We start from the raw sequence: 12,337 nt of genomic DNA, 5'->3' as shown, positions 1-12,337 counted from the left end.
TCTCAATTATACAGATTAACAAAATATGAAAACGGATACAATTCCATAAAAAACTTATTATCGAATAGATTACTTCTCTCAAGGGGCTGTGTAGCTTAATATTTACTATCCGATTTCAAACGAAAGCTCCCCCTAAAGTGGTCTGCTTTAGGGGGAGCCCATCGCTTTTCTCTTGAGATTATTTCATCTGTGTGCGTCCGCTCTCCAGAGTATTCATAATCATCTTGCCGACTTCGTGGTTATCATGAAGGCCACTGAAGGCATCGGACTGCGGCCCGTAGCCGTACACGTTCACGTCTTCCCCGGTGTGGCCGTCCGTCGTCCATCCGGTACCGGAGCGGAGGTCAAAAATCTTTTCGATTGCGTCATCGATCTCCTCCGTTTCTCCATCAGCCGCTTCCTCTACGGAGTCGATTTCCTCCTCTGTAAAGGATAGATCCACGTACTTATTCAGCGTTTCCTCAGCGTCCTCACCATCAGCAATGGCCGAGGCCATGAAGTCCGGCGTTCGTTTCGCCGCTTTCAGCGGTTCCGGATCCCATTTATATTCGCCGTCCCGGCCCATCGTCATGCCGCCGGTCGAATGATCGGCTGTCGTTACGACGAGCGTATGTTTATCCTTTTTGGCGTAAGCGATCGCTTCCTCGAAAGCTTTTTCGAAGTCTTCCATCTCGCTCATCGCAGCCACCACGTCATTGTCGTGTCCGGCCCAGTCAATCTGACTGCCTTCTACCATCAGGAAGAAACCGTCTTTTTCTTTACTGAGTCTGTCGAGGGCGCTCGACGTCATCTCCTCGAGAGAAGGAGTGTCCTCGTCCCGGTCGATCATTTTGTCCATTCCTTCGGGAGCGAACAGACCGAGAATCTGCTCGTTATCATCCGACATCATCTCGTCACGGGAGGTTACGTAGCTGTAGCCGTCGTCCTGGAATTCCTGTGCCAGATTACGGTCTTCCCGCTCAAAGTAATCCGTCCCTCCACCTAAAAGGACGTCTACTTTGTGCTCTCCGTCAATCATTTCATCGTAATAATCGTCGGCGATTTCATCATAGTTTTTCCGGGATTCGTTGTGGGTTCCGAACGATGCAGGGGTGGCGTGGTTCACGTGGGACGTGGAGACCAGGCCGGTCGATTTCCCTTCCTCCTTTGCGATTTCGAGAGCCGTCTTCACTCTTTCTTTTTCAACGTCCACACCTATGGCGCCATTGTATGTCTTTACTCCAGCAGCCATCGTAGTCGCCGCTGCCGCCGAATCCGTCACGCTTTCTTCCTCATCCCAGGAATATGTTTCCTGCATACCGATCAGATAATCATCAAAAGCCGTATCTTCTGTGTAAGGAGAATCCGGTCGATCCTGGAAATAACGGTAGGCGGACGTATACTGCGACCCCATTCCGTCTCCGATCAGAAAGATGACATTTTTGATTTTAGCATTCGATTTATCCCCGGGATCTGCCTGAGCCGAATCCTCTGTAGACGTCACAAGAGCGAAGCCGCCGAAGGCTAATCCCGATACCAGCACAAGCGGAGCCAGTTTCTTCATAATCGTTTTGTAGAGCACGTACATTCCTCCCTATACTTATTAACGAGTCATCCGGAATGATACAGGCACACTGTAAAAGGCGGTTGAAGCTGCTGTTAAGAAAGTGTAAAACTTTTTGAAATCGCATTCATAAACTTTTTTAAAAAAATTCTCGTTCCGGAGACCGGCTACCATTAGCGTAAAGTGAGCAATTACGTCTGTCAAGTTATTATTCTGACTGTTCAGACAATTATATAAGGTAAAATTGCGGCACGGGGACACCTTATAATAGAAAGATGTCCCGCCCCTGATTCAGCGGTACCAAAAGAAATGTTTCTCTTCCCGCTTTGCAAAATCGTAACGGAAGTCTCACTCGTACGGATAGCTGATAAGAGCCAGCCGTGGACCAATGAAAGAAAACGGACTGTAAGACGTTTCTCTATAATAAACAGCTTATTTTCTCTTCGTGACGGAGAGTATGATAAATAATGATTTACAACCGGAGGGAAGCGTTATATATTATAGTTTTGCATCAGCAATTGATGGTTTGGATAAAGAAAGGATGAGAACTATGGCCACTGCACTGGCGACCGGCCTGCTGAGTGGAATTTGGACATATATAGCACCTCTGTTCGGCCTGCTGATCTGGGCAGGATTCGCCGGATGCACCACTTTTTTCGCGGTAGGGACAGGGAGATGGCGGGCGCTTGCCACTGCCACTATCACGAACGTAACGGGAGTCGCCTGCGGCATGATCATTCTCGTGCTCGCCTCGGCTGCCGACTTTTCCGCCGGGATGGCAATACTGAGCGGTATCGTCACGACGATTATGGTACTGCTCGGTTCCGTAAAACCTATGAACTACACACCCGGGATCTTCGTCGGAGCCTTCTCCACCTTCGCTTCCGGCGGGGACTGGTTCGTCATAACGATGTCCCTGCTGTGCGGTGTCCTGCTAGGATTCTTCAGCGCGGAACTCGGTATGAAGTTTGCAGCGCTCTACCGGAAACTGACCCCCGGCAAAGCTCTGACCGGGGATGAAAAGAAAAAAGCGAAGGCTTTGCGATAACGGGGAGAAATAAAAAATCATGCGGTACTCTTTGTCATATCAGCTCAAGGGCTGAGGGATGAATAGAGACTGCATGATTTTTTTCCTTCCATATCTATCACGAAAATTTTGGGTATGCCGGTGTTTCCTTCCTCTATGACGGGAATGGAAAAAATACGTGAGCATGACTTATCAGAAGGAGGTGTACTATGTTCTTCGATAACTGGAACGAGCTCTGGAATATACTATTAAAAGGAATCATCATCTACCCTTCCGTCATTCTCCTCCTCCGGCTTACAGGGAAAAGGACCCCGTCGACGTTCAATATATTCGACTGGATCATCACGGTCGCTTTCGGTACACTCGTGGGCTCGTTTTTAATAACGAAAGACATATCTCTTGCGGAAGGTTTTCTGGCACTCGGTCTGCTTAACCTGCTGCAGTTCCTCGTAACGTGGCTAAGCGTGAGGTCGAAAGCGTTCGCGAAGCTGGTCAAATCGCAACCGGTTCTGCTTTTTTACGAAGGAGAATTTTATCCGAAAGCTTTGCGGAAAACACGTATTGCCGAAGTCGAAGTTCTGCAGGTGGCGCGGCAGAACGGGGTCGGCTCGCTCGCCCTCGTGGAAGCCGTCGTGCTTGAGACGAACGGAGGGCTCTCCATCATTAAAAAAGTGGACGGTCATCCCGTGAACGTACTGGAAAACGTAAAGGTTTTAAAACAGTAGCACCCCGGCACGCCGTGGTATGATAAGAATAAGAAAACGGTAAAAGGAGGCGGTAGGATGACGAAGCACAAGATCTACACTATGAGTGTTGCGAAAGTGTATCCCCACTACATCACAAAAGCGGAGAAAAAGGGACGTTCCAAGGAAGAAGTCGATGAAATCATCCGATGGCTTACAGGGTACAGTCAGGAACAACTCGATGAACAGCTCGAACAGGGCATAGATTTCGAAACCTTCTTTGAAGAAGCTCCCGACCTTAACCCTTCGAGAAAAATGATTAGGGGCGTTATTTGCGGAGTACGTGTAGAGGAGATTGAAGAGCCGGTGATGCAGGAGATCCGCTACCTGGACAAACTGGTGGATGAGCTGGCGAAAGGGAAAGCGATGGAGAAGATTTTGCGAGATTAAGTCATATCCATAGAAAAAGTCCTGGAGGCGAGGCCTTCAGGACTTTTTCAGCTATATCTTCTTTAGATGGCCGTGCGACCTCCTGTTACACGCTGGAGAGGTAACTCTTCTCCGCACTCGTCCGCCATTTTTTTGCACGTTTCATAGAAGCGGTCATAATCGATTTCGTGCATTTCATCGGTGTCAGTCGACTCGATGATATATTTCGCGAACTCCCACGTCTCTTCTTTAATGTGACCATGATGAACGATCGCTATCTTATAAAGTCCTTCCAGCATGGCATCCATAACGGTGAGATCCTGCTTTCCGTACAGACGGATCTGATAGAAACCTTTATACAGATAGTCGCGGAATTTCTTCGGTTCCATCATGAACCTGAGTTCGTCGTCCCGGTCTGCATAGTAACGTACCGGGCGATGGACGCTTCCAAGTTCCGCCATCAGGGAACCGATACGGTTAATACAGTTCACGGCCGTATGAGGATCGTTTATTCCCGGGGAAATAGCGCGAACCGCGATTTCTACCAGCTTCTGTATGGAAAATTCGATATCCTGCACGTCCGTCCGTTCGTTTCCTACCAGGACGTAATCCGTAGCTGCCTCCACGTCCGTCTCTTCATCCGTTCCGTTTTTTTCCCAATAGTAAAATAAAGGGGCTCCCTTTTGAATATAGTCGCCGGAGCGGAAAACGGCTGCAAACAGTACGTCGTGATCCCTCGCATAAGCGAGAAGACCTTTGATTTCTATTCCCTGCAGGTAACCTGACTGTTTCGCTTTAATAACAAACGGTTCTTTCTCGTCCCACCTGGCAATTTCTTCTTCATCCCACTCTACGGCTTCTTTATATTCTTTCTCCCGGAACGTATTCGCAATTAAGACGGAAGCGTCTTCGCGTATTTTACCGATCAGACTGTTCACCTGAAGGAAGCGGGAAGAATGGTGAATGAACAGAATAAAGAATCCTAAACATATAATTGCGACCAGAACAGTGAAGAACGGCCCGAGAAATTCCTTTTTGTTACTGCTTCCGAGCAGAAACAGGTTAATCAGCGTAAAGACGAACCCGAACGAGAAAACGCCGAGCACATGCTGGGTAATTCTGCTTTTCATAAAGTCCTGAAGTGTCCTCGGAGAAAATTGGGTGGTGTACGTCGTAAGCACGACCATAATAGTCGAGAAACTGATTGTCGTCATCGTCAGTACGGAGGTAATGAGAGATCCGTACATAGAGGAAGCGGTCGATTTACTGAGGAAAAAAGTGGGCGGTACGTGCTCATTGATAACCGGCACAAGAAAGGTATCTATCGTATTCGTAAGCGTCACTACTACAAGTGCCAGTAAGCTGTAAACAGTCGGCAGGAACCAGAAGCTGTCCCGCATTCTCATCCATAACTGCATTTTATTCATCATCAGAACTCCTTTTTTTGCATCTAACCTTTCATTATACACACTCTTCGCAGTTACACCTACCAATTCCGACTGTACACAAAAAATCACAGAGCATCAGTGGCTCTGTGATTTATAGAATTCAGGTATTCTTATTATTTTTCTCCACTCAATTCTACGAGAATCTTCGCCTGAGATTTATCGTTGCTCAAAGCTTCGAACCCTTTGTCTACAATATCATCGAGTTTAATCTCATCCGTAATTATTCCCCGAGGGTTTAACTGTCCGGTTCCTATAAGATCAATAGTTCGCTGGAATGTGCTCGGCGAATAAGCGATAGTTGAGGTCAGTTTCACACCACTTCCAGTTAACTGCATCGGGTTCCACTCAATAGCCTTAGAAAAAATAGACACAATCACCATTGTCCCTCTTGCCTTCGTTACGCTTATGGCCTGATTGAAGGTAGGTTCCACTCCGGCTACTTCAAAAGCTGTGTCTACTCCGTCCGACTCCAGTTCATGAACTGCTTCTACGGGATCTTTCTCTCCGGAATTGATAACGTCTGTCGCCCCGACCTCCGCCGCTTTCTGAAGACGCTTTTCAGAAAGGTCCAGAGCAATAACCCTTGTAGCTCCGGCAGCCTTCGCAGCCAGAATCGTAGCAAGGCCTATAGGTCCGACTCCAAACACAGCAACCGTATCACCGAACGACATATCTGCTTCTTTTATTGCCTGTACAGCTACTGCGGTTGGTTCTACGAGTGCTCCATCCTGCAAAGTCATGGACTCCGGTAAAAGATAAGCATTTTCTTCCGGAACGTTGGCATACTTCGTAAATCCTCCATCACCATGGAGGCCTATAAAACTGAACCCATCATAGATATCCACGTCTTCTGGTTTATCGCCGTGAGTCAACGTAGGATTTATTGCTACACGGTCCCCTTTTTTAACATTCTTTACATTCGCACCAACTTCCTCAACGATCCCGGCAAACTCGTGGCCCATAGTAAGAGGTGCCTGTTCTCCTGTAAGCTCATCTTTCTCTTCATTCGGTACGAAGACAGGACCTTCTTCATATTCATGAAGGTCACTTCCACAAATACCTGCCCAGCCGACCCGGACTTTCACTTCATCATCTTTAAGAGGTTTCTCTTCCCGCTCTTCTACACGCAAGTCTTTTTTTCCATACCATACTGCTGCTTTCATGGGTGATACTCCTCCTTTGAGAATAGTGAATGTCGGGAATAATCCCGATATATATACAGTCTTCCCGCTAAGAACCATTATAATCTAAAAATTTAGATGATTATATGTGAAAAACCCGCCTTTCCTCCACGTCGTATAAACGCGAGGGAAAAGAGGCGGGTTTTACTATTGAATAGTTCAATCAGGCTTTATCTCCCGGCAGCTGATGGATCGTTTCGATAAGTACGTCCAGTTTTCCTTCGATGCGGTGCAGCAGGTAAAATGTGACCGCGATCGGAAAACCGACGTCCGTCAGAAACTGTACCCCCATGTCCATAATGGTCCCTCCTACAGGAAAAGCCGCCTGTACGGCGGCTTCCCAGTGTTAGATTTGAATATCGTTGACGTTACGTTCTACAATGCGGGCCTGTTTCTTGGAAACGAGACCGCCGCCGGAGGACAAGAAACAGTCCTGGGCGATGATTTCGTCCATCGCAGCGTTGATAGCGACGGGATCCGCCGGCTCTGCCGGGGCGTCCAGAGAAACGGTTACGACTTTCTCTTCTTCATTAAGAAACTTCAATTCTAATTTCTTCATTTTCTACTTCCTCCTTAGTCCTGGATATGGACGATCGATGATTCATCGTCTCTTGTTACTTCGTAAAGCGGATACTGTTGCAGTGATTCAAGCTTTTCGGCAACGGCGTAAAGTGCTTCGGCCGTAGCTTCCGTGCGGACGTTACGGAATGATTTCGTTTTGTAGACCGGCTGGCCGAGTTCGTCCACTCCTGTTTCAAAATCCAGCTTCAGTGTCGAGTTGATTCGTTGTGTCATAAGAGCCATCAGCGTTTCCCCTCCTTTCACACCTATAATCGAAACGCTAGAGTATCCGGTGTCAGTTCTGCCAGATATTTTTTAAAAAGAAAAAAGCCGCCCTCGCAGGACGACTCTTCTTACTGTTGCTGACTCTTTGTATTAAGCAGAGACTCATCTTCTCTCGTCACTTTGATGATGGGGTGCTGCTGTAAATCTTTCAGCTTAAGCACTACTTCGTAAAGTGACTGTGTCGGAGCATCCGTACGTACGTTCCGGAAAGATTTCGTTTTATACGTCGGTTTTCCTTCCACATTCCTTCCCGTATGGAACTTGATATTCAGAGCCGAACCGGTACGAGCTGTGGTAATCGCCATATTTGATCCCTCCTTCCCCTTTATAATCGAAAGAGAATGGATCTCCGGTGTCAGCGTTACCTGTCTGCGGTGCCGAGCGTCATGCCTCCGTCGACGGTAATCTCCGCTCCCGTGCAGTAGGAACTGTCGTCCGAAGCCAGATAAGCGACGGCACGCGCGATTTCCGCGGGCTGACCGATCCGCCCGAGCGGAACCGACTCGTAGAAAGCAGGTATACCTTTTCCTTCTGTAGCCATTTCCGTCTCCACGCCTCCGGGATGGATCATGTTCACGCGTATCCCTTTCGGCCCCTGCTCGATAGCGGCTGCTTTCGACATGGCAACGACCGCCGCCTTCGTAGCTGCATAAGCAGAAGACTGACTGATAGGAGCGAATGCCGAAATCGATACGTTATTTACAATCGATCCTTTTCTCTGCTTTTCCATCTGCGGAATCACCGCCTGCATCCCCATAAACACGCCGAGCTGGTTCACTTGAATCATCCGCTCATATTCTTCCATAGTGAGCTCTTCCAGCGGTTTGCGTATCAGCAGTCCTGCGTTATTGACGAGGGCGTCGATCCGTTCGTATTTATCCACTATGTAATCAACGGCGTCTCTCCAGTCTTCCTGCTTCGTAACATCGAGCCGGACAGGGAAAGCCTGTTCTTCGCCGATCTCTCCGGCTTTCTCTTTCGCTTCCTCATAATTTCTTGCTCCGACGCCTACTATGGCGCCAAGGTCGGCGAGATGAGCGGCAATAGCCAGCCCCTGCCCCCGGTTTCCACCTGTGACGAGTACGACGTTGTTCGTTAAATCCGGCATCAGGATCCCTCCTTTTTAATTGGTAACCATTATATCATTCGACGTAGGCATCTTCGGGATTATTTCATAATTACGAAAATGAATAAACAGGGAGGGAATCTTATTTCAGCCTATTTCTTCTTTTCATTTATTTCTTCCGTCCCCACTACCATCTCAAAAAGCGTTAAAATAAGGGAAATGACCAACCTTGTCCCAAGTGCCAGTTCCACACTGCTCATGAACACATCCACTATGTAAATAGCGATCCAGTTCGTTGCAAAACCAAAAAGAAATCGCACGACAAACACCGATGTCTTTCCCCTTACCTTTTCAACAGATAAACCAGCCATAGCCCCTGAAACCAGGTCAATTGGCAACCCCAGAATAAATATACTTATTACAAAAAGGAGTAAAGACCAGCTCGATTGATACTGGACACCAAGCATTTCAAACAAGCCCACTATTCCAAGGAAGTACATTCCTATTATCATTCCAACTATTACTAAGGCAAATAGTGTTGGTCCAATGATATTTTTTGTTTTTTTATCCATTAAGTAAATCTTCTCCTTACTACGCCAATAGCAATTTATTCCCGGAGTATTGTTTTACTGTTTTCCCTGAGAATTATATGATTTCCCGCTGCTTACTTCGACTAAAAACGGATAAAATATAGTGAAAACGACCAGCAAGACAGGAAATAAACTCAATAAAACCGCTCCCGGAATATCAAAAAAGATTTGAAGGAGAAGTGGCAATAGAACAATGGGCATCAAAGTATTGATTTTTCTTATGGAGCTTTTTGTTTGATACTGTGTTTCTTTGCAATAAGGACAAGTCATTCCAGGATCAATCGTACTTGTCTTTTTAATCGTCTCGGTCCACTTCCACTTGCTATGGCAATTTTCACAAGTCGGCATTTTACCTCTCCTTTTAAAACGTATAGCTTTGTATCATTACTTCAGACATATAGACTTTCACAAGAAGTTTTCCTTTTCCATACGTTTGAATAAAAAATGCGTTTCGACATCCAAACCGGAAACCACTTAATTATACAATTAGATTTTTTGATACGAAGGACACTGGTCAACGTTTAGTGAATCTTCGCCTGCAGCTGAACACGGAGTCCTCCGATCTCGAATGGCGTCCCGGCATACTGATCCGCGGACTTACGGAACTTTCTGTCCTTCTGAAATAAGTTGTATGGACAATTCGTGTATATAGAAGAAAAAAGGCTGTCGGCTAAATCGCCGGCAGCCCTTTAATTCCTTGCCCGTCCCCGCAAGCCTGTTTTTTATAGCCGGATAAATTTCACTTTCTTTGGAACCTTCCAGCTATATCTATAAATTCCGCTCATTTTCTCCTATTATTCTGCTTCATATTCTTTAGCAGCTATTCTCCTTTTGCTGTGCATCAAATCTACGGGTTCGTTTCCAGGTAATCAATACGAGAAGGATGTTCATGAATGCTCCACTTATACAGAACCACGCTACAGCTATCAGGTCGTCCCCGAATATCCAGTAGCCTGCAAACATCGCAGAGACCCGAACTATCAGCGAACAGATGGTGAACCCAAGATGAAATCCCTGCGCCGACAAAACGGGAAGCGTACTGACGCTCGGCGCCCGCAGAAATCTGGTCCAGCCCCAGACCGCGATCCATACAGCATATTCCCCCGCCATCAACCAGCCTTCCCCGAAAACAAGTTCGAATAGCCAGGGGCCGATCAGGATGACAAGGCCAAAAGGTAAGAGCCCGATTCCTCCCATCATCGCTGTCGCCTTCAGCAGTATCGGGGTGATTTTTTCAAAATTATTCGCTCCTCGTGAGATCCTGGGATAAAGAACGTCCGATATAGCTTTCCCGATCAGGTTGGTCGGCATATCCAGGGCCATTCTTCCTATAGCATAATAGCCTGCTGCGACTGGAGAAAAGAAGCTGCTTAACATAAGGACAGGAAACCCTTGCGAAAATCCGTTCAGCAGCAGTTGAGGACTCCGGAATACCGGAAAATCATAGTATCTTTTCGCCAGTTTCTGCATCTCCCGCATGTTAATATCCGTTAAGAAACTTATCACTTTGACCGGTTTAAAGTATCCCGCCCCTACCATCATGAGAAAAGAACGCAGGGCCTGGTTCATCGAAGTGAATAGAATAAGTATTGCAGCCAGGGGATTAAATAGACCAGCTCCCACCATGCCGGCCTGTATGATGGTCGTCTGTCCCAGGATGGAACGGGCGGTGATTTTGAACTGATCATTACGGATGAGCCATTGTTCTGTAATCTGAAGACACCCGGTAAAAAAAATAACTAGAGGGAGACAGTAAAGAAAGGAAGCGACCTCCTCCAAATTGAAGGCAGACACTACCACGTCACTGAATAACATCAGAAAAACCGCCGTAACCATCGTTACCAGTAAAGTAATGTAAAAAGAAAGACGCATCAGGTCCATAGCTGTCTCTTTCGATTTAGGTAAAACGACAGCTACCGGATATGTCAGGGCAGCTACCGGAGTTATAATGGCAATAATTGAAGAATATACACCGAACATCCCAAAAGCTTCCGGACCATAGATTCTCGTAAGAAACTGTGAACTGACAACCATGATCACTTGTGCAGAAGCGGTGCCGGAAGCCACTATAGCTACATTTCTTACGAACGATTTCCGTGAGATTCTGATTAATATATTTTCCATAGGCATCCCCTATCGACGAACTTTTTATAAATAATCTTTTTGTTCTTTTTAAAGAACGTAAAAGGATAAAAAAATACGCTTCTTTTTATTCATTATTGAAGTTGAAGGTAAATAATTTTGATTTCTTACTAGGATTATACAACAATAACCTGTATAATCCCAGCTTTTGTTTTAAATAATGTTTACTTTTATTTTATTAAGAACAAATTAATCCCCTTCACTGCGACGAAGTCCTCCCTGCAGTGCAGTACGATACGTTGCAAGGAGTGACCTTCCGTTCAACTATAAGACATCGGTCTATTACGTGTAGCCGATCTGATTCTTATTCGCTTTAACCCTTATCATCAGGTAAATAATCGTTCTGTATATCAAATAATACATAGCCAGAATAGAATAAACGCTGTTCAAATCGATTACAAAAGCCACTAAAACCAGAGACAGATAATATAGAACCCTGAACTGATTTATTTCTTTGCACAAATGCTGTAACCATCTGAGGCGGAACTTTTTCCTCGAACCTTTTTCAATGAACCTCAGGATACCGATAGTAACAGTGTAAATCATTAAAACGGAAAATAACTCAGATACGAACAATACAGGAACGGCAGAATACCTCAGAACACTTAAAACCATAAATGTAATAAGAGCTGTTCTCCCTCTGACTCTGTTATGGATTCTGTAAGTTACATCGATCAGTAACAAGAAAGCACCGAGAATGAGCACCTGGTATCCCATCAACCAGATCGCAACGAGAGAAACTAAAGCAATAATATACTTTGATAAAACGATTCGTTTCAGATTTTCATCAAGAATGCTATATGATTCTTTGCCTAACCTGAGGGTGGGGTTCTTCTCGAATTTCGTCGTTACTATGTCATTTTTTAAATAGCCGATTTCGTATATGCTGAACAGTGCGACAAAACCTGAAAGAACAGCTAGAAAATCGATATTCCTATCAAAATAATATATAACAAAGAGAACTGGTATGAAGAATGTAGTAATATAAGATATTCTGTTCATCGTATCCTTCAATCTGGTATACACAGTGTAATAGAACGGTATCAATACTTTCCATTCAATCATAACCCCACCTCATCCTTTGTAGTGTGATGACCATACCCTTTATCGATCCGGAAGCCGGTGTTCTTGTCCTCACTCCCTATCGATGCTTTCAATTCTTCGGTTAACTTATTGATGATGCAACATAGCATTGTGGTTAACTATAATAAATTATACACCAGTATCACACTAAAAGAAACATGCATTCTTTAAAAAGAATGTTTTGCCAAAAAAAGCGATGCCTGACATCTAGCAGATATAATTGCAGCTTTAATTGAGCGTTCTAAGCAATACAGCAACGATGATAACAACCCAGAAAGATACCTTTTTGTTCGCTACCG

At 45.6% G+C, this 12,337-nt stretch carries 15 protein-coding genes; 3 read left to right on the top strand and 12 right to left on the bottom strand.

Annotation, left to right across the window (positions count from 1 at the left end):
* Positions 1-178: 178 nt before the first annotated feature.
* Positions 179-1,543, bottom strand: a complete 1,365-nt coding sequence (locus tag BW931_RS10860; RefSeq protein WP_327288697.1) for an alkaline phosphatase — start codon at positions 1,541-1,543, stop codon at positions 179-181.
* 550 nt (positions 1,544-2,093) lie between these two features.
* Here BW931_RS10860 and BW931_RS10855 point away from each other — a divergent pair.
* From BW931_RS10855 to BW931_RS10845, 3 genes are all read left to right on the top strand, one after another.
* Positions 2,094-2,591, top strand: a complete 498-nt coding sequence (locus BW931_RS10855) for a DUF1097 domain-containing protein (protein ID WP_076572262.1) — start codon at positions 2,094-2,096, stop codon at positions 2,589-2,591.
* 188 nt (positions 2,592-2,779) lie between these two features.
* Complete coding sequence (locus tag BW931_RS10850; protein ID WP_076572260.1) at positions 2,780-3,295, top strand: DUF421 domain-containing protein; 516 nt, start codon at positions 2,780-2,782, stop codon at positions 3,293-3,295.
* 57 nt (positions 3,296-3,352) lie between these two features.
* Positions 3,353-3,703 carry a DUF2200 domain-containing protein gene (locus BW931_RS10845; protein WP_076572258.1) on the top strand — a complete coding sequence of 117 codons (351 nt, stop codon included), beginning with the start codon at positions 3,353-3,355 and terminating at the stop codon, positions 3,701-3,703.
* A gap of 62 nt (positions 3,704-3,765) precedes the next feature.
* On the opposite strand, the gene BW931_RS10840 is transcribed toward BW931_RS10845, so the two are convergent.
* From BW931_RS10840 to BW931_RS10790, 11 genes are all read right to left on the bottom strand, one after another.
* On the bottom strand, positions 3,766-5,109 hold the full coding sequence (locus BW931_RS10840; RefSeq protein ID WP_076572257.1) for a DUF2254 domain-containing protein: 1,344 nt from the start codon (positions 5,107-5,109) through the stop codon (positions 3,766-3,768).
* A gap of 134 nt (positions 5,110-5,243) precedes the next feature.
* A complete protein-coding gene (locus BW931_RS10835) occupies positions 5,244-6,293 on the bottom strand; it encodes a 2,3-butanediol dehydrogenase (protein ID WP_076572256.1) in 1,050 nt (349 codons plus the stop codon).
* A gap of 181 nt (positions 6,294-6,474) precedes the next feature.
* Positions 6,475-6,609, bottom strand: coding sequence for a YvrJ family protein (locus tag BW931_RS10830; protein WP_008592115.1), 135 nt, complete (start codon positions 6,607-6,609; stop codon positions 6,475-6,477).
* Between the two features lie 48 nt (positions 6,610-6,657).
* Positions 6,658-6,870, bottom strand: coding sequence for a DUF2922 domain-containing protein (locus BW931_RS10825; protein ID WP_008592117.1), 213 nt, complete (start codon positions 6,868-6,870; stop codon positions 6,658-6,660).
* A gap of 14 nt (positions 6,871-6,884) precedes the next feature.
* Positions 6,885-7,115, bottom strand: a complete 231-nt coding sequence (locus BW931_RS10820) for a DUF1659 domain-containing protein (RefSeq protein ID WP_008592118.1) — start codon at positions 7,113-7,115, stop codon at positions 6,885-6,887.
* 110 nt (positions 7,116-7,225) lie between these two features.
* Positions 7,226-7,462 (bottom strand): DUF1659 domain-containing protein, encoded by a 237-nt coding sequence (locus BW931_RS10815; protein ID WP_076572254.1) that lies wholly within the window; start codon positions 7,460-7,462, stop codon positions 7,226-7,228.
* 56 nt (positions 7,463-7,518) lie between these two features.
* Entirely contained in the window at positions 7,519-8,265 is a 747-nt protein-coding gene (locus BW931_RS10810; protein ID WP_076572252.1) for an SDR family NAD(P)-dependent oxidoreductase, read from the bottom strand.
* 110 nt (positions 8,266-8,375) lie between these two features.
* Positions 8,376-8,795 (bottom strand): YrvL family regulatory protein, encoded by a 420-nt coding sequence (locus BW931_RS10805; RefSeq protein WP_076572250.1) that lies wholly within the window; start codon positions 8,793-8,795, stop codon positions 8,376-8,378.
* Between the two features lie 54 nt (positions 8,796-8,849).
* Positions 8,850-9,161 (bottom strand): TIGR04104 family putative zinc finger protein, encoded by a 312-nt coding sequence (locus tag BW931_RS10800; protein ID WP_076572248.1) that lies wholly within the window; start codon positions 9,159-9,161, stop codon positions 8,850-8,852.
* 465 nt (positions 9,162-9,626) lie between these two features.
* Positions 9,627-10,937 carry a lipopolysaccharide biosynthesis protein gene (locus BW931_RS10795; protein ID WP_076572246.1) on the bottom strand — a complete coding sequence of 437 codons (1,311 nt, stop codon included), beginning with the start codon at positions 10,935-10,937 and terminating at the stop codon, positions 9,627-9,629.
* Between the two features lie 300 nt (positions 10,938-11,237).
* On the bottom strand, positions 11,238-12,020 hold the full coding sequence (locus tag BW931_RS10790) for a hypothetical protein (protein ID WP_076572244.1): 783 nt from the start codon (positions 12,018-12,020) through the stop codon (positions 11,238-11,240).
* Positions 12,021-12,337 lie beyond the last annotated feature (317 nt).

The sequence above is a fragment of the Salimicrobium salexigens genome, assembly GCF_900156705.1.
Taxonomy (GTDB): Bacteria; Bacillota; Bacilli; order Bacillales; family Halobacillaceae; genus Salimicrobium; species Salimicrobium album.
This window is presented reverse-complemented; position numbering and strand designations above follow the sequence as displayed.